General features: G+C 60.6%; 20 protein-coding genes. 6 read left to right on the top strand and 14 right to left on the bottom strand.

Features of this window, described 5'->3' with window-relative positions:
• Position 1: 1 nt before the first annotated feature.
• The 7 genes from JUI81_RS11340 to JUI81_RS11310 form a co-directional block, all read right to left on the bottom strand.
• Positions 2 to 805 (bottom strand): ABC transporter ATP-binding protein, encoded by an 804-nt coding sequence (locus JUI81_RS11340; protein WP_018927288.1) that lies wholly within the window; start codon positions 803 to 805, stop codon positions 2 to 4.
• Positions 802 to 1,950 carry an ABC transporter permease gene (locus JUI81_RS11335; protein WP_204124267.1) on the bottom strand — a complete coding sequence of 383 codons (1,149 nt, stop codon included), beginning with the start codon at positions 1,948 to 1,950 and terminating at the stop codon, positions 802 to 804. The genes JUI81_RS11340 and JUI81_RS11335 overlap by 4 nt, the downstream gene beginning before the upstream one ends.
• Before the next feature lie 53 nt (positions 1,951 to 2,003).
• Entirely contained in the window at positions 2,004 to 3,032 is a 1,029-nt protein-coding gene (locus JUI81_RS11330; RefSeq protein WP_028940067.1) for a DUF5924 family protein, read from the bottom strand.
• A gap of 233 nt (positions 3,033 to 3,265) precedes the next feature.
• Positions 3,266 to 4,642: a pitrilysin family protein gene (locus JUI81_RS11325; RefSeq protein WP_204124266.1), complete on the bottom strand. Its 1,377-nt coding sequence runs from the start codon at positions 4,640 to 4,642 to the stop codon at positions 3,266 to 3,268.
• A gap of 56 nt (positions 4,643 to 4,698) precedes the next feature.
• Entirely contained in the window at positions 4,699 to 6,357 is a 1,659-nt protein-coding gene (locus tag JUI81_RS11320) for a Na/Pi cotransporter family protein (RefSeq protein ID WP_018927292.1), read from the bottom strand.
• A 211-nt stretch (positions 6,358 to 6,568) separates the two neighbouring features.
• Positions 6,569 to 7,336 carry a TerC family protein gene (locus JUI81_RS11315; RefSeq protein WP_019580315.1) on the bottom strand — a complete coding sequence of 256 codons (768 nt, stop codon included), beginning with the start codon at positions 7,334 to 7,336 and terminating at the stop codon, positions 6,569 to 6,571.
• A gap of 82 nt (positions 7,337 to 7,418) precedes the next feature.
• Complete coding sequence (locus JUI81_RS11310) at positions 7,419 to 8,726, bottom strand: CitMHS family transporter (protein ID WP_018927294.1); 1,308 nt, start codon at positions 8,724 to 8,726, stop codon at positions 7,419 to 7,421.
• A gap of 319 nt (positions 8,727 to 9,045) precedes the next feature.
• Here JUI81_RS11310 and JUI81_RS11305 point away from each other — a divergent pair, with 319 nt between their 5' ends.
• A complete protein-coding gene (locus JUI81_RS11305) occupies positions 9,046 to 9,447 on the top strand; it encodes a GFA family protein (RefSeq protein ID WP_019580316.1) in 402 nt (133 codons plus the stop codon).
• Here the strand turns inward: JUI81_RS11305 and JUI81_RS11300 are convergent, their stop codons facing one another.
• Positions 9,448 to 9,774: a DOPA 4,5-dioxygenase family protein gene (locus tag JUI81_RS11300; RefSeq protein ID WP_019580317.1), complete on the bottom strand. Its 327-nt coding sequence runs from the start codon at positions 9,772 to 9,774 to the stop codon at positions 9,448 to 9,450. It lies immediately after the preceding gene.
• 82 nt (positions 9,775 to 9,856) lie between these two features.
• Between JUI81_RS11300 and JUI81_RS11295 the strand changes: the two genes are divergently transcribed.
• Positions 9,857 to 10,522, top strand: coding sequence for an NAD(P)-dependent oxidoreductase (locus JUI81_RS11295; protein WP_019580318.1), 666 nt, complete (start codon positions 9,857 to 9,859; stop codon positions 10,520 to 10,522).
• Between the two features lie 5 nt (positions 10,523 to 10,527).
• Here the strand turns inward: JUI81_RS11295 and JUI81_RS11290 are convergent, their stop codons facing one another.
• A complete protein-coding gene (locus JUI81_RS11290) occupies positions 10,528 to 11,478 on the bottom strand; it encodes a choline sulfate utilization transcriptional regulator (protein ID WP_204124265.1) in 951 nt (316 codons plus the stop codon).
• 114 nt (positions 11,479 to 11,592) lie between these two features.
• On the opposite strand from JUI81_RS11290, the gene betC reads away from it, so the two are divergent.
• From betC to JUI81_RS11275, 3 genes are all read left to right on the top strand, one after another.
• Positions 11,593 to 13,107: a choline-sulfatase gene (gene betC, locus JUI81_RS11285; protein WP_204124264.1), complete on the top strand. Its 1,515-nt coding sequence runs from the start codon at positions 11,593 to 11,595 to the stop codon at positions 13,105 to 13,107.
• A gap of 16 nt (positions 13,108 to 13,123) precedes the next feature.
• Positions 13,124 to 14,056, top strand: a complete 933-nt coding sequence (gene choX, locus JUI81_RS11280) for a choline ABC transporter substrate-binding protein (protein WP_028940070.1) — start codon at positions 13,124 to 13,126, stop codon at positions 14,054 to 14,056.
• A 202-nt stretch (positions 14,057 to 14,258) separates the two neighbouring features.
• Positions 14,259 to 15,827: a SulP family inorganic anion transporter gene (locus JUI81_RS11275; protein WP_019580322.1), complete on the top strand. Its 1,569-nt coding sequence runs from the start codon at positions 14,259 to 14,261 to the stop codon at positions 15,825 to 15,827.
• A 128-nt stretch (positions 15,828 to 15,955) separates the two neighbouring features.
• On the opposite strand, the gene aroE is transcribed toward JUI81_RS11275, so the two are convergent.
• On the bottom strand, positions 15,956 to 16,777 hold the full coding sequence (aroE, locus tag JUI81_RS11270; RefSeq protein WP_204124263.1) for a shikimate dehydrogenase: 822 nt from the start codon (positions 16,775 to 16,777) through the stop codon (positions 15,956 to 15,958).
• A gap of 13 nt (positions 16,778 to 16,790) precedes the next feature.
• On the bottom strand, positions 16,791 to 17,705 hold the full coding sequence (gene hemF, locus JUI81_RS11265; protein WP_018927302.1) for an oxygen-dependent coproporphyrinogen oxidase: 915 nt from the start codon (positions 17,703 to 17,705) through the stop codon (positions 16,791 to 16,793).
• 174 nt (positions 17,706 to 17,879) lie between these two features.
• Here hemF and JUI81_RS11260 point away from each other — a divergent pair, with 174 nt between their 5' ends.
• Positions 17,880 to 18,857 (top strand): NADPH:quinone reductase, encoded by a 978-nt coding sequence (locus tag JUI81_RS11260; protein WP_204124262.1) that lies wholly within the window; start codon positions 17,880 to 17,882, stop codon positions 18,855 to 18,857.
• Between the two features lie 153 nt (positions 18,858 to 19,010).
• Here the strand turns inward: JUI81_RS11260 and JUI81_RS11255 are convergent, their stop codons facing one another.
• The 3 genes from JUI81_RS11255 to JUI81_RS11245 form a co-directional block, all read right to left on the bottom strand.
• Positions 19,011 to 19,568 carry an L-threonylcarbamoyladenylate synthase gene (locus tag JUI81_RS11255; RefSeq protein ID WP_018927304.1) on the bottom strand — a complete coding sequence of 186 codons (558 nt, stop codon included), beginning with the start codon at positions 19,566 to 19,568 and terminating at the stop codon, positions 19,011 to 19,013.
• Positions 19,569 to 19,623: 55 nt separating this feature from the next.
• Complete coding sequence (gene dprA / locus JUI81_RS11250) at positions 19,624 to 20,730, bottom strand: DNA-processing protein DprA (RefSeq protein ID WP_204124261.1); 1,107 nt, start codon at positions 20,728 to 20,730, stop codon at positions 19,624 to 19,626.
• 80 nt (positions 20,731 to 20,810) lie between these two features.
• Complete coding sequence (locus JUI81_RS11245; RefSeq protein WP_019580326.1) at positions 20,811 to 21,836, bottom strand: LysM peptidoglycan-binding domain-containing protein; 1,026 nt, start codon at positions 21,834 to 21,836, stop codon at positions 20,811 to 20,813.
• Positions 21,837 to 21,966 lie beyond the last annotated feature (130 nt).

Below are 21,966 nucleotides of genomic sequence, written 5' to 3'. Positions count from 1 at the left end.
GTCAGACCTCGTTGAGCTGGTTAGCGGCCGTCAGCGCCGCGCGGCCGCGAGGGCCATGGAAGTATTCGTGAATCCACGCGTCGTCGGTTTCCGAAACCTTGTCGATGGCATCCGCCACCAGTACTTTCTTTTGCGCCAGCACCGCCACCCGGTCGGTGATGGTGTAGAGCGTGTCGAGGTCGTGGGTGACCAGAAACACACTCAAACCCAACGCGTCGCGCAGGGTCAGAATCAATTGATCGAACGCCGCCGCGCCAATCGGGTCGAGACCAGCGGTGGGCTCGTCGAGAAACAGAATGTCCGGGTCCAGCGCCAACGCCCGGGCCAGGGCGGCGCGCTTGATCATGCCGCCAGACAGTGAAGCAGGGTACTTGTCGGCCGCCGACAAGGGCAATCCGGCCAATGCCAGTTTCACCGCCGCCAAGTGCTCGGCATCGGTACGGCTCAGGCCGGCGTGTTCGATAAGGGGCAGGGCGACGTTCTCGGTCACTGTCAGCGAAGAGAACAGGGCGCCTTTCTGGAACAACACGCCGAAGCGCCGCTCGACCAGCGAACGCTCGTGCTCCGACAGGCTCGGCAAGTTCTTGCCGAAGACCTTCACCAGCCCTTCGCTGGGCTGGCGCAAGCCGACGATGCTGCGCAACAGCACCGATTTGCCGCTGCCGGAACCGCCGACCACCGCCAGAATTTCGCCTTTGTACAAATCCAGGTCGAGGTTCTCGTGCACGCTCTGGCGGCCGAAGCGATTGCACAGCCCACGGACTTCGATCACCGCCTCGGAAGGCGCTCGGGGTAGACGACTCACCAGCCCATCTCCATGAAAAACAATGCGGCCACGGCATCGAGGACGATCACCACGAAAATCGACTGCACCACACTCGACGTGGTGTGCGCACCGACGGACTCGGCGCTGCCGCTGACCTTGAAGCCTTCAAGACAGCCGACGGCGGCGATCAGGAACGCAAAAATCGGCGCTTTGACGATCCCCACCAGGAAGTGCTGAACGCCGATGTCCGATTGCAGCAGCGACAGGAACATCGCCGGCGATATATCCAGCGACAGCGCACACACCACGCCACCGCCGACAATCCCCGACAACATCGCCAGGAAGGTCAGCATCGGCAGCGCCACCAGCAACGCCAATACCCGCGGCACCACCAGCAACTCCATCGGGTCGAGGCCGAGGGTGCGGATCGCATCGATTTCTTCGTTGGCTTTCATCGAGCCGATCTGCGCGGTGAACGCACTGGCGGTGCGGCCGGCCATCAGGATCGCGGTGAGCAACACGCCGAATTCGCGCAAAAAAGAAAACGCCACCAGGTCCACGGTAAAAATGCTCGCGCCGAAGCTCGCCAGCACAGTCGCACCGAGAAACGCTACCACGGCGCCCACCATAAAGGTCAGCAGGGCGACGATGGGAGCGGCGTCGAGGCCAGTCTGCTCAATGTGCGCGACCATCGGCGTGAGGCGCCAGCGCTTGGGACAAAACAGCCCGCGCGCGATGGTTTGCAGGATCAGGCCGACAAAACCCAGCACCTGCAGGGCGTCCTGCCAGACCGCATCGACCGCACGGCCGATACGGGTCAGCAGTTGAATGCCGACGCTGATTTCCGGCTCTTTGATCGGCACGCAGAAATCAGTCAGCGAGCAATACACCGTCTGCAACAAGGCGCGATCGGCGGAGGAAAGGGTGCAATCAGGGTGTTCGGCGGACTTGCCCAGACGCTCGGAACCCAGCAACTCCACCAACAGCGATGCACCCGCCGTGTCCAGGGCACCGAGGCCGTTGAGGTCGATGGGGGTGTTGTTGTCGTATTGGCCACGGAGCTTTTCGCTCAGGTGGCTGAGATCGGCGTAATGAGCGAGCGTCCAGTCACCCGTGACCCGCAGCAGGGCAGGGATGTGCGAGGTATCCAGTCGGACATTGCCAGGCGTTGTGCTGCTGGTCATAAGCTCCTGCTTGTTCGGCAATTGCGCAGACCAGATTAATAGCACGAACCGCGTTACTTATCTTTGATGGGTGTGCTGTCCATGACCTTGAAGCGCAGCACGCCGATCAACTGGCCGTCTTCGGTGAGCACCCGAACTTGCCATTTACCCGCGGGATTGCCGGGGAAATTCTGCTTGTGGGTCCAGGCGCGGTAGCCTTCCTTGCGCCCGCCGTGGATATCCAGAGGGATGCGGTCGACCTCTTTACCGTTGAACATCCAGACGTGATAAATCCGCTCGTCCAGCCCCCGTGGGGCATTGATCGCGGTGTAGGCGTACAAACCGTCGCCACGAATCTGCTCGGCGCTGACTTCTTCCAGGCTCTTGCCGGGGGTGCGGTCCTGCATTTGGGTGCTGATCGCCACATCGGTCATCCACAGGGTGGCCGGCGGAACCCAGGAACGCAGCACCCAGCCGACAGCGCCAATGCCCACGGTGATGCTGAGGATCGCCAACGCATTGCGCACGGTCCGAATCGGGAAGATCGACGCCAGACTCGGGAACGACAGCACCATGGCGATGCCCAGCGCCAGTTTGAAGCTCTGGGAGGTGGTCAGGTGCAGGATGACGGGCAGGGCGGTCAGCAGAGCGGCGAACAGGGTCAGGGTATGCAACGCCAGGAACGCCCAGCGGCGCGGCGCCAGCCATTTGTAGTAGAGCGGGTCGGTGATCGAGATCAGCGCCGCCATGCCCAACAACCCCGTGAAAAACAGTTGGCCACTGTTCCAGGTGGTGGTGATGAAAAAGAACGGCAGGACGAAGAACAGGCTTTCCTGATGGATCATCTGCGTCGCATAACGCAGCAGGGGCTGGGGTATTTCGCGCTTGAAGACCTTGGCGAACAACTCAGTGAGGCTGTTTTCCAGCATCAGCCAGACCCAGCTGACCAGCATGATGGTGGTGATCCAGGTCGCCAGGCCTTGCTGGCGATCCACCAAGATGAAGCTGCCGACCCCGGAAATGAAACCGCCGAGCGCGATGACCCCGGGGTAGCGCTTCATCAATTCCAGGATGCGCTGTATGTACAGGGTCAGAGTCGGCATTCGGCGGTTCACAATAGTCGTGGGAAAAATCCCCGACAGGGTACCGTCCGAGGAGCCCTGTGGCGAGGGGGCTTGTCGGAACGCCGCATCGCCCCGTTCGGCTGCGCAGCAGTCGCAATATCGGTGAATGCGGTGTACCTGATAAACCGGGTTGCCGCATTTTCAGGGCCGCTTCGCAGCCCAACGGGGGCAAGCCCCCTCGCCACACAAAACCCGTTACCACAGGGAAATAACTACTTTCTGCGGTGAACACGCCAACCCAATGCCCCAAGCACCATCAATCCAAATACCCCGGCAATCGCCCACATCAACTGGTCATAACTCACCAACGGCTTCTCGATCCGCAAATACCCCGGTTGCAGCAGCAACTCACGCATCGCCTGGTTCGCCTCGGCCAGCGTCACTTCTTGCAGTGCCTTGGCCGGGTTGGTGAAATGGCCGTCCTCGTAGTCCCCAAGGGCGCTCCAGTAGTAATCCGCCAGGGCGCTGTTGCCTTGCACCGCCCAGGCCTGACGGGCGATGGCGGCCTGCTTGAGGCGGGCGAAGGTGGTGGCGTCGAGACCGTCCTTGAGCAAATCGGCTTTGAGCTCATCCAGCACCTGTTCAGCTGCCGGCACGTCGCCGCGTTCAAGGTCGGCGTTCAGGCTCATGAAGCCCACTCCGCCAAACACCTCACGCTCGGCCGAGGGCCCATAGGACAACCCATGGACCAGGCGCAGTTGGCGATAAAGCGCCCAGTCCAGGTAATCCTTGAGCAGATCGAACGTTTCGTCGGGTTGGTCTTCCTGCACCGGTTCCGGTACCAGCCAGTGCAACTTGGCGCCACCACCGACAAAACCGTGGCTCAGAGTACGCTCGTGGGCCGCGCTGGCCTGGATTGTCGGCAAGGGCAGGTGATCGGCAGGCTCGACGGCTACGAGCGCGCCATACGCCCGTTCCAGATAGGCCGGCAGCAGGCGGTCGAGCTCGCCGACCACGATCAGGGTCATGTTGTTGGGCGCGTACCAGGCTTTGCGCACCTTCTCCAGTTGCTCGCGGGTCAGGTGATTGACTTCGGCGCGCTCCGAGCATTTGAGGCCCAGTTCCACCGCCAATTGATTACTGGCGGTGTGGCCCAGGTCCTGGCGATCCAGCCAACGTTGCAGGTGCGAATAATGGCCACCGTCTTCGCGCTCGACCACCTGCTTGGCAACGTTGATCGCGTTGTCGTCGATACGGGTCTGGGTCAGCAGCGCCAACAACAGATCGAGAACCTTACGCTGGTTTTTCGCCGGTGCTTCGATGACGAACGTGGTGTCGGCGTTGCTGGTGTAAGCGTTCCACTCACCACCCAGGGCCTGCATGCGCTCCTCCAGACCACCTTCGCCGGTGGCGTCGATGCCGCTGAACAGCAAGTGTTCGAGCAGATGCGGCAGCTCCTTGTCGGTGCAGCTGAAATCATCCAGACCCACGCCGACTACCAGCCGAATCGCCACGTGCCCGCGCTCGGTGCCCGGTTTGAGGACCAATTGCAGACCGTTGGGCAGCGTATAGCCCTCGACCTGAAAGCGATCCAGGGCAAATGAAGGCAGGGCGCCGAGCAACAGACAAGCGAATAGCAGACAACGCATAACGAGTTTCCGTACGACCAGCGTAAGTACAACAGACTTCAGGCAACTGTGGACGTTCAGGGTGAATGAGTGATGTCAGCCAAATCGTCGACCGCCAGAGCACCGGTGTCCGAAGTGCCCAACACCGCATAGGCACTGCTGCAGAACAGTGAATTCAGGCGTCTCATGTCGGCAATCAGTTCCAGATGCAGCGAACTGGTCTCGATGCTTTGCACAATCTTACGGTGCAAACGACTGACATGAGCGTGGGCCAGGCGGCGTTCCTGTGCGCGAAAGCGACGTTTCTCCCGCAGTAACTGGCGAGCACTTTCCGGGTCGGAACTGAGGAATACCGACAACCCCAGGCGCAGGTTGGCAATCAGCTGGCTGTGCAGGCCCGCCAATTCTTCCAGACCGACCTCGGAAAACGACCGCCGCTGCGCGGTTTTCTGCTGCTGAACCTTGCGCAGCATGCGTTCGATCAGGTCACTGGCCAGTTTCAGGTTGATCGCCAGCTCGATGGTTTCCGCCCACCGTTGGCTATCCTGTTCGCTGAGGTCTTCCCGAGGCATTTGCGCCAGATAGAGTTTGATCGCGCTATAGAGCGCTTCGACATCATCGGTCAGGCGACGGATTTCCTGGGTGACGGCGGTCTGTTTGCCGCGCAGTACGGCGAGCATGGCTTCGAGCATGTTGTCGACCAGATCGCCGATGCGCAGGGTTTCCCGGGCGGCATTGGCCAGCGCCAGGCTGGGGGTCACCAAAGCCGTCGGGTCAAGGTGCCGCGGCTTGGCCGTGCCGTTGATGTCCGGCCGCTCCGGCAGCAGCCACGCACAGAGCCTGGCCATCAGCCCGACGCTGGGCAACAGGATCAGGCAGCGCGCGGTGTTGTAGAGCAGGTGGAAGCCGATGACCATTTCCTGAGCGCTGAAATCGAAGCTGTCGATCCAGTGCACCAACGGATCAAGCACCGGAATGATCAGCAGCAGACCAATCAGTTTGTACAACAGGCTGCCCAGCGCCACCTGACGGCCGGCGGCGTTCTGCATGCTGGTGCTGAGGAAGGCGAGAACGCCGCTGCCGATGTTGGCGCCGATCACCAGGCCGATGGCCACTGGCAGGCTGATCACGCTGGCACCGGCGAGGGTCGCGGTCAGCAATACGGCGGCCAGGCTGGAGTATGAAATCATCGCGAACAGTGCACCGACCAGCGCATCGAGCAGGATGTCGCCGGTCAGTGAGGCGAAAATCACCTTCACCCCCTGAGCATGAGTGATCGGCGTGGCGGCCTCGACGATCAGTTGCAGCGCCAGAATGATCAGCCCCAGACCGATGCTGACCCGCCCCATCTGCCCGACCCGGGTCTGCTTGCGCGACAGGAAGAAAATCACCCCGAGGAAGATCAACAGCGGTGACAGCCACGACAGGTCGAGGGTCAGTACCCGTGCCATCAGTGCGGTACCGACGTCGGCACCGAGCATGGTCGCCAGGGCAGGGGTCAGCGCCATCAGCCCCTGACCGACAAATGAGGTGACGAGCATGGCGGTGGCGTTGCTGCTTTGGACCATGGCGGTCACCATGATCCCGGCGATAAACGCCAGCCAGCGCCTGGCCATGTTCTGGCCGATCACATGGCGCAAGTTGGAGCCATAAACCCGCAGGATGCCGGTTCGGACGATGTGCGTGCCCCAGATCAACAAGGCCACGGCCGATAACAAATTGAGCAGGGTGAGCATACAGGCCCCCTGTGGTGGTAGCGCCCCAGCGGGGCAAGTCGACGGTACCGCGTTCTTTTACGTTCTGTACTTAAGCTGTAGTTGGCTAACGGTCTGGACGCCAGCATCGCACAGCTAAAGAAGCGATTGAAACAAAACTGTCATGAAAACAGTTTGATGCAGACATGACAAAGGGGCCCGAAGGCCCCTTTGTCACAGCAGGGTGTTCGGGTTACTGGCCCGGAACATCCTTGCGCAGTTTCACCGGCTCTTGCTGTGTACGTTTTTTCGCAATCGCGGTGCGCATCCTGATGTTGATCGCTTCCACTGCCAGCGAGAACGCCATGGCGAAGTAGACGTAGCCTTTCGGCACATGCACATCGAAGGATTCGGCAATCAGCACGGTACCGACGATCAACAGGAAAGACAGCGCCAGCATTTTCAGCGACGGGTGCCTGTCGATGAACTCGCTGATGGTGCCGGAAGCCCACATCATCACCAGCACTGCGACGATGATTGCCGCGACCATGACCGGTACGTGGGACACCATGCCAACGGCAGTGATGACGGAGTCCAGCGAGAACACGATGTCGATGATCGCGATCTGGATAATGGTGTAGAGGAAGTTACCGCCCTTGCCACTTGGCTCGTCGCTGGTTTCATCCTCGCCTTCCAGCGCGTGATACATCTCTTGCGAGCTTTTCCACAGCAGGAACAGACCACCGAAGAACAGGATCAGGTCACGCCCGGAAATGCCCTGGCCGAACACTTCGAACAGGTCCGCGGTGAGACGCATGACCCAGGTGATCGACAGCAGCAACAGAATCCGCGTGACCATGGCCAGCGCGAGGCCGAAGATCCGGGTACGCGCCTGCATGTGTTTGGGCATGCGGCTGACCAGGATCGAGATCATGATGATGTTGTCGATGCCCAGGACGATCTCCAGGGCGGTCAGGGTGAAGAAGGCAACCCAGATTTCAGGGTTGGTCAGCCATTCCATGTGTATTCCTTTGAGGATGTGTTTAAACCACGAAGGGCCCAGGCTTCAAACAAAGCCTGGACCCCTCATGGCGAGTCTTGGCTTATAGCGTGCTGAACAGCGGAAATATCCCCATCAGCAAGGCCGCCACCAGTATGCACAGGCAAACCAGCACCGCCCACTTCAAGGTGAACCGCTGATGATCACCGAATTCGATACCGGCCAGGGCCACCAACAGGTAAGTCGATGGTACCAGCGGGCTCAGCAAGTGGACGGGCTGACCGACGATCGAGGCACGTGCCATTTCTACCGCGGTTATACCGTAATGACTGGCGGCTTCGGCAAGCACTGGTAACACGCCGTAATAAAATGCGTCGTTCGACATGAAGAACGTGAACGGCATACTCACCAGCGCAGTGATCACGGCCAGGTACGGGCCGAGGAAATCCGGGATGACCGCCAGCAGGCTCTTGGACATGGCGTCGACCATGCCGGTGCCTGTCAGGATACCGGTGAAGATACCCGCGGCAAAGATCAACCCGACCACCGCCAACACGCTACCGGCGTGGGCCGCCACTCGATCTTTCTGCTGTTGCAGGCAAGGATAGTTGACGATCATCGCGATACTGAACGCCACCATGAACAGCACCGGCAACGGCAGCAGGCCGGCGATCAAGGTGCCCATCAGTGCCAGGGTCAGCGCGCCGTTGAACCAGATCAGTTTTGGACGACGGGCGTCCGGGAACTGCGAAACGCTGATTTCGCTGTGGTCGATTTCATCACCGACCAGATGCAGTTCACCCAGACGCGCACGCTCGCGTTTACCGTAGACATAGGCAATCGCCAGGATCGCCACCACACCAGCCAGCATTGCCGGAATCATCGGCACGAAGATCGCGGACGGGTCCACATGCAGCGCACTGGCCGCACGAGCGGTCGGGCCACCCCAAGGGGTCATGTTCATCACACCACCGGCAAGGATGATCAGACCGGCCATGATCCGCGGGCTCATGCCGATACGGCTGTAGAGCGGCAGCATGGCAGCCACACAGATCATGTAAGTGGTGGCGCCATCACCGTCCATGGACACGATCAGCGCCAGCACGGCGGTACCGACCGACACCTTCAACGGGTCGCCCTTGACCAGTTTGAGGATCTTGCGCACGGCCGGGTCAAACAGGCCGGAGTCGATCATCAGGGCGAAGTAGAGGATGGCGAACATCAGCATCACGCCGGTCGGCGCAAGCTTGGTGATGCCTTCGAGCATCATCGGGCCGATCTTCGGCGAGAAACCACCGAACAGGGCGAAGATGATCGGGATAATAATCAGGGCGATCAGCGCGGACAGGCGCTTGGTCATGATCAGGAACATGAACGTGATGACCATGGCAAAGCCAAGGAAAGTCAGCATAGGAATACTCCAGGCGTAGCGCGGCTAGGGAATGGGCGAACCGATGAGGTCAGCGCAGAACGGAAAGCACGAAACGTACGGGCGGAGGTGCAGCGAAGAGGCGGATAGGAGCGGACATCAGAATCACCATTGTTGTTGTTAAATGGGCCGGGCGGGCAATGAAACACTCGCGTTGGCCAACCGGTCTGTTGCCGGCAGTGAGGCGATCCTAATCGGGGAAGCTTTCAGCCAGCTTTCGCGGATGAAAGCATTGACCGAATGTACGACCGGTCGTCGGCCGGGTTGAAAGTCAGCAAACACGGGCTCAGGAGGAAAAAACATGGGCGAACTTCACACTGGCGGCTGCCACTGTGGGCAAATCCGCTATCAATTCAGCGGGCCGTTGCAGGATATCGCCCACTGCCATTGCTCGATTTGCCGACGGGTCAGCGGCGGGATCGTGACCACCTGGATCACCGTGCCTGCCTCGGCATTTGCCTGGGTCGCGGGTACGCCATCCCGGTATGGCTCATCATCCACTTGCACGCGGTATTTCTGCCCCAACTGCGGGGCGCAATTGGCGCTGGTGACAACGCTCAGTCCCGAAAGCATCGACGTGACCATCGCCACCCTCGACCACCCTGAGCAGGCGCCGGCCGAGCGGCATATCTGGACGGACAGTCGGTTGCCCTGGCTGCATCTGGACGAACATTTGCCTGGCGAGGCCGAAGAACAACTCTGATCAGAAAACAGACAGGTCCAGCGGCCGGATTGCCCCCATCCAGATCGCGTGTTCAGTGTGGTCGAGCAGATCGTTGCCGGTCTCCGGGTGCAGGAACACCACCAACCCCTTGCGATTGAGCGCCAGCCACGGCAATACCTCGCCAAGGTATTGCGGCTCGAAGGCCAATTGGCAGCTCCAGTCCGGGTGCGGGCCGACCAGGCGTTCGTGCACGCGGCCCATCTTCAGCGGAAACAATTGCGCGGCCTGCTCGCACAAGGCCCGGGCCTGCGGGAGGGTGTTGGCGTCAAAATAGACATGGGCGTGGTAGCCCTTGATCTGTTGCATCTGAAACCTCTTTATACCTGGTCGAACCCACACCGTCCCTGCAGGTCTCACGCTATATAGGCAGGACGTTCGGAGCACAGCCATGAAAAATGCCGAAACCCCGGTAGTGAAGGTAGTGCTTTATGGTGCCATGAGTAGCCTTGGCAGTGCGCTGATGGCGGAAATGCTGCGGCGCCAACATGAAGTGATCGCGATTCTCGATGACCTGACGGCACTCGCGCCACGCCCCGGATTGCGCACCAAGTCCGGCAATCTGTTCGATGCCAAGCGGGTCAAGCAAAGCGTGGCCGGCTGTTCGGCGGTGATCTGCCTGCTGGATGCGCCGGGGTTGCCGATGAACAGCGAACACATCGAAAAATCCATCGTGCCTGGCCCGGTCGAGCAGGTGCTGGCAGTGGATGCACTGATTGACGGCATGCAGGCCGCGGGTATCGCGCGGTTGTTTGTGGTGGGTGATTTCGAGGTGCTGGACGATCCGGAGATAGAAGACGAACTGCAACGCCACGCCGCAGAAGAAATCCGCGAGGCACTGCAAAGCAGCCCATTGCACTGGACCCTGGTGAATGCCCCACGCGGCGTACCAGGACTGTCCATCGAGCATTTCAGTCACGTCAGTACGAGCCTGGAACCTGGCCTGGCCGAACCGCTGGAACGGCTGAACCGAGTTGCCGTCGGGATTGCCGACGAGTTATGGCTGAATTTGCATGTCGGTCAGCATGTGAATTTTGTCGCGACTTCGGAACCGTAAAGCCCTCATACCGCAATCGATGGCAAAGGAAGGCCATTAAGCGATTGCGCACTGCTGGCCTGTTCCGCCATCAACCAATCCACAAATGTTTGAATCAACGCCCCGCGCCGTTTGCGCTGGGGCAGGACCACGTAATAACCCAGCCTGGAAATCACCGTCTCGGCAATAGGTCGACACAACAGACCTTGCGCCAGCAAGTTATCCACAAGGTGCCGCCAACCGATCGCAACGCCCTGGCCGCCAATCGCCGCTTGAATCAGCAAGGTGTAATTGTCGAAGCGCAGTTGCCCCGGCGCTGGCGCCGACGTGATCCCCAGTTCGCGAAACACGCCGCTCCAGTCGAACCAGTTGCTGCTGTGTTCGCCTCGCAGGTGCAGCAGCGGAAACTCCAGCAATGACTGAGCCGGCAAGGGAAGGGGACGATCCTTCAAGAGCAGCGGGCTGCACACCGGAAACACTTCTTCACTGAACAACCAATGGCTCTCGCCTTGCTTGAACCGGCCATCGCCGAACAGCACCGCCACATCGATATCAGTGCGCAGCATGTTGTGGCTGCGCTCACTGGTAACCAGGCTGACGTCCACTTGAGGATGGGCGGTATGGAAGCGGTGCAGCCGTGGCATCAGCCAGTACGCGGCGAAGGCGAAGTCGGTGGCCACCTGCAACACTTCGTGTTGCTGCTGTGCACTGATCGCGCTCAATCCGGCGTCGATATTCTGTAAACCGAGCTGAACTTGCTCAAACAGAATCGCGCCAGCCTCGGTCAGTTCGATACCGCGATAAATGCGGTCAAACAATCGTGTAGCGAGCTGCTCCTCCAATCGTTTGATCTGCTGACTGATGGCCGGTTGCGTGGTGCCGAGCTCCACTGCAGCAGCAGTAAAGCTGCGTTGGCGGGCCGCGGCCTCAAAGACACGCAGCAGGTCCAGAGACAAATCACCGAGGGCGTCATACATAAGCTGTGCTTATCCTAGTCATTGCCTGGCATGGGCTTTACCACAAATTCCATGGGTTGCATGCTCGATCACAGCACTCTCGCATAAATATCCACTATGGAATGCCGCGATCACATGAAGCGCAAAAATATTCTTTTCATCATGGCCGATCAAATGGCCGCGCCAATGTTGCCGTTCTACGGCCCTTCGCCCATCAAACTGCCGAATCTGAGCCGCCTCGCCGCCGAAGGTGTGGTGTTCGACGCCGCGTACTGCAACAGCCCGCTCTGTGCACCGTCACGTTTCACCCTGGTCAGCGGTCAGTTGCCGAGCAAGATCGGCGCTTACGACAACGCGGCCGATTTCCCCGCCGACGTTCCGACCTATGCCCACTACCTGCGGCGCCTCGGTTATCGCACCGCGCTGTCGGGCAAGATGCACTTCTGCGGCCCGGACCAGTTGCACGGCTATGAAGAACGGCTGACCAGCGACATCTACCCGGCCGACTACGGTTGGGCGGTGAACTGGGACGAGCCGGACGTGCGGCCGACCTGGTACCACAACATGTCGTCGGTGCTGCAAGCCGGGCCCTGCGTGCGCACCAATCAGCTGGATTTCGACGAAGAGGTGGTGTTCAAGGCCCAGCAATACCTGTTCGATCACATCCGCGAGGATGGCGATCAGCCGTTCTGCCTGACCGTGTCGATGACGCACCCACACGACCCGTACACGATTCCCAAGGCGTTCTGGGATCTGTACGACGACGCCGACATCCCTTTGCCGGAAACACCCGCACAGGATGAACTCGATCCTCACTCCCAGCGCCTGCTCAAAGTCTATGACCTGTGGGACAAGCCGCTGCCTGTGGATAAAATTCGCGACGCGCGCCGTGCCTACTTTGGTGCGTGCAGCTATATCGACAGTAACGTCGGCAAGCTCCTGCAAACACTCGAGGAAACCGGGCTGATCGATGACACCATCATCGTGTTCTCCGGTGACCACGGCGACATGCTCGGCGAGCGCGGCCTCTGGTACAAGATGCACTGGTACGAAATGGCCGCCCGCGTACCGCTGCTGATCAGCGCGCCGGGGCAATTCGGCGCCGGACGGGTCAGCGCAGCGGTATCCACCGCCGACCTGCTGCCGACCTTTGTGGAATTGGCCGGCGGCTCATTGGAGCCAGGCCTGCCGCTGGACGGCCGCTCGCTGGTTCCGCACCTGCAAGGGCAGGGCGGTCACGACGAGGTGTTCGGTGAATACATGGCCGAAGGCACCATCAGCCCGTTGATGATGATTCGTCGCGGCGCCTACAAATTCATCTACAGCGAAGACGACCCTTGCCTGCTCTTCGACGTGCACAACGACCCGCGTGAACAGGAAGAACTCAGCCATTCGCCGCAACATCGTCAGCTGTTCGAGGATTTTCTCGCCGAAGCACGGGCTAAATGGAATATCCCGGCGATCCACCAACAGGTGCTCGCCAGTCAGCGGCGCCGGCGTTTCGTCGCCGGCGCCCTGACCATCGGCAAGCTGAAGAGCTGGGATCACCAGCCGCTGGTGGACGCCAGTCAGCAGTACATGCGCAACCACATCGACCTCGACGATCTGGAGCGTAAAGCCCGTTATCCACAACCCTGCCAAAACCAATAATGTTAAGGGGACGTCCATGCAAAAGTTATCCACAGTACTGACAGTCGGGCTTCTGGCTCTGGGCAGCGCCTCGGCGTACGCCGAGCAAAGCTGCGAAACGGTGAAGATGGCCGACCCCGGCTGGAGCGACATCGCCGCCACCAACGCCATCACCGGGTTTCTGCTGGACGGCATGGGCTACAAGGCCAAGGTCGACACGCTGGCGGTGCCGATCACCTTTGGCGGTCTGAAGGATGGCCAGGTGGACGTCTTCCTCGGCAACTGGATGCCGGCGCAGCAAGGCTTCTACGACAAGTTCGTGGCCAACGGCGATGTCACACAACTGGCGAAGAACCTCGACGGCACCGAGTTCACCCTGGCGGTCCCGGATTACGTCTGGGACGCGGGTGTGCATAACTTTAACGACTTGAACAAGTACGCCGAGCTACATCCAAAAGAAGTCGACAAGAAGATCTATGGCATCGGCTCCGGCGCCCCGGCGAACATTTCGCTGCAAGAGATCATCAAGAAGAATGACTACGACATGGGTCAGTGGAAACTGATCGAGTCCAGCGAGCAAGCAATGCTGGCCGAAGTGTCCCGCGCGGTGAAGAAACAGAAGTTCGTGACCTTCCTCGGCTGGACGCCACACCCGATGAACGTGCAGTTGAAAATGCATTATCTGAAGGGCGGCGAGAAGTACTTCGGTGACACCGGTAGCGTTTATACACTGACCCGCAAAGGTTATGCACAGGCCTGCCCGAACGTCGGCAAACTGCTCACCAACCTGAGTTTTACCCAGGAAATGGAGAACAGCATCATGGCCGAAGTGGTGAACAAAAAGGTCAGCAATGCCGACGCGGCCAAGGCATGGATCAAGGCCAATCCGGTGGTGCTGGATAAATGGCTGGAGGGCGTGAAGACCGTGGATGGCAAGGATGCTCTGCCAGCGGTCAAAGCCAAGTTGTAAGGTTTCCCTGTGGCGAGGGAGCTTGCTCCCGCTGGAGGGCGTAGCACTCCCATTTCGGCAAACTCGGTTTATCAGCCTCACCGAGTTGTCCGGATTTGCGACTGCTGCGCAGCCGAGCGGGAGCAAACTCCCTCGCCACAATGATCTGCCCACTACGAGCCAATGCTTTACCCTGACGATTTACCCCGTACCGAGAGGACCCATGGCCTTCCCCAGCCGCCATTCACTCTTTCCCTTCCTGACCTGGTTGCCCCGGCAAACCCGCGCCAGCGTCGGTCGTGACCTGATCGTCGGCCTGAGCGGTGCGATTCTCGCGTTGCCACAATCCATTGCCTACGCCCTGATCGCCGGCCTCCCACCGGAATATGGCCTGTACGCCGCCATCATCCCGGTGCTGATTGCCTGCCTCTGGGGTTCGTCGTGGCATTTGATCTGCGGCCCTACGGCGGCCATTTCCATCGTCCTGTATGCCAGCGTCAGTCCTCTGGCCGTCCCTGCATCGCAGGACTACGTCACGTTGATCCTGCTTCTGACTTTCCTTGCAGGCATTTTCCAGTGGTTACTGGGTTTGCTGCGGTTCGGTGCCCTGGTGAATTTCGTCTCTCACTCGGTGGTGCTGGGCTTCACCCTCGGCGCGGCGGTGGTGATTGCCATCGGGCAGCTGCCGAACCTGCTGGGGCTGGATGTGCCCAACCAGGCCACGGCGCTCAACAGCTTGATGATGCTGCTCAATCATCTGGGCGAAGTGGACAAACCCTCGCTGCTGCTGGGCCTGGCCACGGTCGCGGTTGGCATCGTGTTGAAACTGCTGGTGCCGCGCTGGCCGACGCTGTTGATCGCGCTGGCCCTGAGCGGATTGCTGGTGTGGCTGTGGCCAGCGATGTTCGGTCATGTGAAGCTGGTCAGCGCGTTTGTCGGGCGGCTGCCGCCCTTCAGCCCGCTGCCGCTGGATCTGGACCTGATATTGCGCCTGCTGCCCAGTGCGGTGGCGGTCGGCATGCTCGGGCTGGTGACGAGCCTGTCGATTGCCCGCTCCCTGTCGGCCCGCTCGCAACAGTTGCTCGATGCCAATCAGGAAGTTCGCGCCCAGGGTTTCTCGAACATGGTTGGGGCGTTTTTTTCCGGCTCGCTGTCCGCCGGTTCCTTCACTCGCTCGGGCCTGAGCTACGATGCCGGAGCCTGTTCACCGCTGGCCGGGGTTTTTTCGGCGCTGTGGGTGGCGCTGTTCGCGATCTTCGGTGCGGCATTGATTGCGCATATCCCGATCCCGGCCATGGCTGGCAGCATCCTTTTGATCGCTTGGGGATTGGTGGATCATCGCGGCATTCGTGCGTTGTTGCGGGTCAGCCATGCCGAATTCCTGGTCATGGCGCTGACCTGTGTCGCCACCCTGTTGCTCGAGTTGCAGACGGCGATCTACGCCGGGGTGTTGGCGTCACTGTTCTTCTACCTCAAACGCACCTCACAGCCACGGGTGCAGCACTGGCGTGATGGCGACGAAGACATTCTGAGGGTCGGCGGTTCGATCTTTTTCGGCGCCAGCCATTACCTGCAAGTGCGCCTGCAACGGATGCAAGGCCCGCGAGTGGTGATCGAGGCCCAGCAGATCAACTTCATCGACTACTCAGGCGTGGAAATGCTGCACCAGGAAGCACGACGGCTGCTGCGCCAGGATCGCAGCCTGACCCTGCGGCAGGCACGGCCCCAAGTGGTGGAAGAATTGAGGAAGCTGGAAGGGCCGGAGAAATGCCCGATCCGGTTTGAGGACTAAACGCCCAACCCTGGGATAAACACCGACCTGTGGCGAGGGGGCTTGCCCCCGTTCGGCCGCGCAGCGGTCGTGGCAGCTTTGGGACGGCTTCGCCGTCCAACGGGGGCAAGCCCCCTCGCCACAAAAAACTACAGTGCCAGTTGCCGGCGAAGTTCGGCCAGCACCGGCGCCGTATCCGGGCGCACACCGCGCCACAGATAGAAAGCTTCCGCCGCCTGCTCGGCCAACATGCCCAAGCCATCCATCGACACACCAGCCCCATGTTCACTGGCCCAACGGCAGAACGAGGTTGGGTCCTTGCCGTACATCATGTCGTAGCAAACCGTCTTGCCCGGTTCGATCAAACTGCCGGCAATCGGCGGTACATCGCCGGACAGACTGGCGGATGTGGCGTTGATGATCAGGTCCACCGGCTCGCGCAGCCAATCGAAACCGCTGGCCGACACCGGCCCCAGATCGGCAAACAATTGCGCCAGCAATTCGGCTTTTTCCACGGTGCGGTTGGCAATGATCACCGACGCCGGTTGCTCCGCCAGCAGCGGCTCCAGCGCGCCGCGCACCGCGCCACCGGCCCCCAGCAGCAGGATGCGTTTGCCCGCGAGGCTGAATCCGGCGTTGATCGTCAGGTCCCGTACCAACCCGGCGCCATCGGTGTTGTCGCCCAGCAGACTGCCATCGGCCAGTTTGCTCAGGGTATTCACCGCGCCGGCCCGCTGCGCCCGCTGGGTCAAGCTGTTCGCCAGGCGATAGGCATCTTCCTTGAACGGCACTGTCACATTCGCCCCACGGCCTTCGCGGAAAAATTCCAACGCACAGCCGGAAAAGTCGTCGAGAGGTGCCAGCAAGGTGCTGTAGTCCAGTTTCTGCCCAGTCTGCTCGGCGAACAGACGGTGGATCAGCGGCGACTTGCTGTGGCCGATCGGGTTACCGAATACGACATAACGGTCCATCAGAATTCCTCGTTCAGGCCTTGGCCAACCAATCGCGGTCTTGCAGGAAGTATTCGGTCAGGCGCGCTTCTTCGCTGCCCGGCTCGGCCTTCCAATCGTAGGCCCAGCGTACTTGCGGCGGCAGCGACATCAGAATCGACTCGGTACGCCCGCCCGATTGCAGGCCGAACAGCGTGCCGCGGTCATAGACCAGGTTGAATTCAACGTAACGACCACGGCGAAACTCCTGGAACTCACGCTGTTTGGCGGTGAACGCATCATTCTTGCGGCGTTGCACGATCGGCAGGTACGCGTCGATGAACGCATCACCGATGGCGCGCATGAAGGCGAAGCTGGTGTCGAAGTCCCACTCGTTCAAGTCATCGAAGAACAGGCCGCCAATGCCCCGTGGCTCGTGACGATGCTTGATGTGGAAGTAGCTGTCGCACCAGGCCTTGTAGCGCGGGTAAACGTCCGGGCCGAACGGCGCGCAGGCCTGTTCGGCGACGCGGTGCCAATGCACGCAATCTTCTTCATTGCCGTAATAAGGGGTCAGGTCAAAGCCACCACCGAACCACCAGACCGGCTCTTCACCTTCTTTTTCGGCGATGAAAAAGCGCACATTGGCGTGGGACGTCGGCACATGGGGGTTATGCGGGTGAATCACCAAAGACACGCCCAGGGCTTCGAAGCCTCGACCGGCCAGTTCCGGCCGATGGGCGCTGGCGGACGGTGGGAGACCGCTGCCAAACACGTGGGAATAGTTGACGCCGCCCTTTTCGATGACTGCACCGTTCTCAATCACCCGGGTGCGACCACCGCCGCCGGCAGGCCGGGTCCAGGCGTCTTCGACGAAACGCGCGCCGCCGTCTTCGGCTTCGAGGGCAGCGCAAATACGGTCTTGCAGGTCGAGCAGGTAGGCTTTTACGGCCTCGGTGCGGGTAGTCATGGCATCACCTTGAATCGGGCAAAGCTACGCGGCGCTCAAACAGGCCGGCGGCAAATTGCTGCGTAGGATAACACTGCACCTTGTGCCGTCGCAGTTGACGAAGATCAAGCTTGGGAGTTCGATAGGGCGCTTGGCGCTACGACTCTAGAAGCCAAAGACCTAAGGAGAGAGCAGATGGCAAAGCGTATCCAGTTCCGCGTCCATGGCGGCCCCGAAGTGCTCGAATACGTGGATTACCAACCCGCCGAGCCCGGCCCGCAACAAGTACGCGTGACCAACAAGGCCATCGGCCTGAACTTCATCGACACCTATTACCGCAGTGGCCTTTATGCACCGCCAGCCCTGCCATCGGGCCTGGGCGCCGAAGGCGCGGGCGTGGTCGACGCAGTCGGTAGCGAAGTCACCCGCTTCAAGGTTGGCGATCGCGTGGCTTATGGCAGTGGCCCGTTGGGCGCCTACAGCGACGTGCATGTCTTGCCGGAAGCCAACCTGGTGCACCTGCCGGACGCCATCAGCTTCGAACAAGCCGCCGGCGTGATGCTCAAAGGCCTGACCGTGCAGTACCTGCTGCGTCAGACATATGAGCTCAAGGGTGGCGAAACCATCCTGTTTCACGCCGCGGCCGGCGGCGTCGGATCGCTTGCCTGCCAATGGGCCAAGGCCTTGGGGGTGAAGCTGATCGGCACGGTCAGTTCAGCGGAAAAAGCCGCCCTGGCAAAAGCCAATGGTGCCTGGGCGACCATCGATTACAGCCATGAGAGCGTCGCACAACGCGTACTGGAATTGACTGACGGTAAAAAAGTCCCGGTGGTGTACGACGGTGTAGGCAAAGATACCTGGCTGACATCGCTCGACAGCGTTGCGCCGCGGGGGCTGGTGGTGAGTTTCGGTAATGCTTCAGGTGCAGTCGATGGGGTGAATCTGGGGATTCTCGCGGCCAAGGGTTCGCTGTACGTGACCCGGCCGACGCTGGCGACCTACGCCAACAATGCTGAAAACCTGCAACGCATGGCTGATGAACTATTCGAGATGATCATCAGCGGCAAGCTGAAGGTGGACATCAGCCAGCGGTATCCACTGGCTGATGCAGCGAAGGCGCAGACCGAGTTGTCGGCGCGGCGTACGACTGGTTCGACGATTCTGTTGCCTTGACACCAGACTGTGGCGAGGGGGCTTGTCGGAACGCCGCACCGCCCCGTTCGGGTGCGAAGCGCCCCCCAATGAGCGACGCGTTCTAACTGGCAGACCGCATCATCGGGTTGGGGGCTGCTGCGCAGTCCAACGGGGGCAAGCCCCCTCGCCACATTAATCCGGGCGCACCACGTGCCCCGTCGCCAGATCGCGAATCACACTCGGATTCTTGCGCCCGCCCAGATTGCCACCGAGTACATAATCAACCTGCCCCCGGAAATACTGCTCCACGCGAATCCGCGTCCGTGCCGCCGGTCGGCCCTGAGGGTTCGCCGAGGTCGACACCAGCGGGCCGACCACCGCACACAAGTCCCGCACCAGAGGGTGGTCGCTGACCCGCAACGCCACCGTTTCATGCACACCGGTAATCCACTGGGGCAACAGATTCTGATGCGGCACCAACCAGGTGTTGGGGCCCGGCCAGGTGCTGGCCATGCGGTCCATCCACAACTCCGGGAAGTCTTCGAACAGGAAGTCGAACTGACGAATATTGTCGGCCACCAGAATCAGGCCCTTATCCACAGATCGGCCCTTGATCATCAGCAGACGATCCACCGCCTCTTCGTTCCACGGGTCGCAACCCAGTCCCCAGACGGCTTCCGTTGGGTAGGCAATGACCGCCCCGGCGCGAATTTCTCGTGCGGCTTGTTGCACACGCCAACTGTTAACCATGAAAAAACTCTCCGGAATAAGGCTCTGCGCAGTTTACCGATCTTCCTTATAAAACCTAGTTTACCCGCGCAAACCATCGACCGCTCTCACAGACCGCCCGGCCATCCATCTCCAGCTCCGTCAGCGCTGCCAGCACTTTCGACAAGGCCCAGCCGCTGGTGACCGCCAGGGCTTCGCTGGTATGAGGCGCCGCGTGGAGCAACATGAGCAGTGGATGAGTCACCGTCGTTTGCGGCGTTTCTGTGGATAACGGCAGCCGTTGCCAGCCGCGCAAGGCCTCAAGGATGTGCTCGATGGTTTCCACCAGCACCGCGCCGTCGCGGATCAGTTGATGACAGCCCTTCGCGCCAGGGTGATGGATCGACCCTGGAATCGCATACACCTCACGCCCCTGTTCCGCCGCCAGTCTCGCGGTGATCAATGAACCGCTGGCGACACTTGCCTCGACCACCAGTACACCAAGGGACAAACCGCTGATGATCCGATTGCGCCGGGGGAAGTTGCTCGGGGAAGGGCCGGCGTCCAGCGGGAACTCCGAAAGTACCGCACTTCCCGAGGCGATCATGGCGTCCGCCAGTCGTCGATTACGCTGTGGATAAAAATTTTCCAGCCCCGTGCCAAGCACCCCGACCGTTTGCCCGCCAACATCCAGAGCCGCCTGATGCGCGGCAGCATCGATGCCCAGAGCCAGACCGCTGGTGATGACAAAACCGGCGCCGGCCAGACTGCGGGAAAATGCGGTGGCAGTGTCCATGCCTGGTCGCGATGCGCGACGGCTGCCGACCATCGCCAACTGCGGTTTTTCCAGAATGCCCGGATCGCCCGCGACGAATAATAGCGGCGGCGCATCACTGATTTGCGCCAGCAGCGCGGGGTAGTCAGGTTGGTCCCACATCAGTAAATGCTGGCCCGGACGCTCTAGCCAGGCCAATGCGTGGCTGGCGCCATCACGAATTTCACTGCAGCGCCGAGCCTCCGCGCAAGCAAGGGGCAGCCCCAACGCGCGCCAGGCACTGGCCGGTGCGCTGATGGCTTTGGAGGCAGAACCGAAAGCCTCCAGCAACTTCTTGAAACGTGCCGGACCGAGTTCAGGCAAAAGGTGCAGGCGTAAACGGGCTTCCAGTTCCGCAGGGGAAACGGACGTACAGGCAGACAGCGACATGGATCATCCTTGATCGTTATAAGGTCCCGTAGAATCGGGAATAAGCTGTGGATAACTCTGTTGGTAACTTGTGAGCAGGCTTAAGGATTTCGCACCTTGTCCATCACCGCCAAGGAGCGCGATGCGTTGAGCACCAGCCCGTAGCTGAGCTTGTCGTAGGTGCGGAATACCATCAGCAGGCCGGCCCGTTCGTCGGGGATTTTCAAGGGCTGACCGGTGATCCGGTCGCGCACGGTTTCGCCGGTTTTCATCACCACCAGCACATTGCCCTCGGCCAGGCCATCGCGCTGCCCTTTGTTCAGCGTGACGACATCCAGCGCGCCAATCTGGGTGACCCCACGCGGCACATCGATGATCAGGCCATTGATGTCGGTGGTTGGCGCACTGGGCATGAAGGTCGAATTGATCGAGCGCTCTTCGCCGCTGAACAACCGGTCGCCGAGTCGCACCTCCTGAGTGGTGCGTTGCAGGGCCAGGGTGGCGACGTCACCTTCAGTGGCAATGATCTCGCCGCCGCCGATGTCGTCGGCGTTGATCCCCAGGAACTCCTTGCTCTGCGGATCGGTGTAGACCTTGCCCTGACGAAAGATGCCGTAGACCGACTGCGCCGGATCGAAATGGCCGCGCGCGAAGATTCGATCGCCGGTGCCGCTGAGCACCCGTTCGGCGTCGCCGGCAACGATGTACGGCGCCTTGTCGAAATCCTCGACCTTGTCGACGATACGATTGCTCAACAGAAAACTGTTGATCGACTTCAGCGGAATGCTCGGGATGGCGTCGGCCACCGGTGAACTGCGGACTCGTGGCGACAGCTTGATGGTGCCCCGGGAAGCGCCGCGGTTGAGGGTCAGGCGTGGCTGACCGTTGACGTAGACCAGCGACAGCGTATCGCCGGGATAGATGAGATTGGGGTTTTCAATCTGTGGATTGGCTTGCCAAAGCTGCGGCCACTGCCACGGCTCACGCAGGTATTTGCCGGAAATGTCCCAGAGTGTGTCCCCTGCCACCACGGTGTATTGCTGTGGAAAACCTTCCCTGAGTTGCACTTGCCCATGCGCAAAACCGGCCGAGGCCAGAAGGAGCAAGGCGAGTAGTGATTTCCTCATGCGGTGAATCCCTTTATTATGTACGTTCGCGTGAAACGCCAGAGCCCTCGTGGCTCGCCTCCGGCTCATTATTGAAAAACCGGAAGCTACGTTCACAACGGTAGCCTGCATCTTCGGACTCGCCAGGCCA

It is taken from the genome of Pseudomonas sp. 008 (assembly GCF_016861935.1).
Classification (GTDB): Bacteria; Pseudomonadota; Gammaproteobacteria; order Pseudomonadales; family Pseudomonadaceae; genus Aquipseudomonas.
The sequence above is the reverse complement of the archived record's forward strand: the minus strand, read 5'-3'. Positions and strand labels throughout refer to the sequence as shown.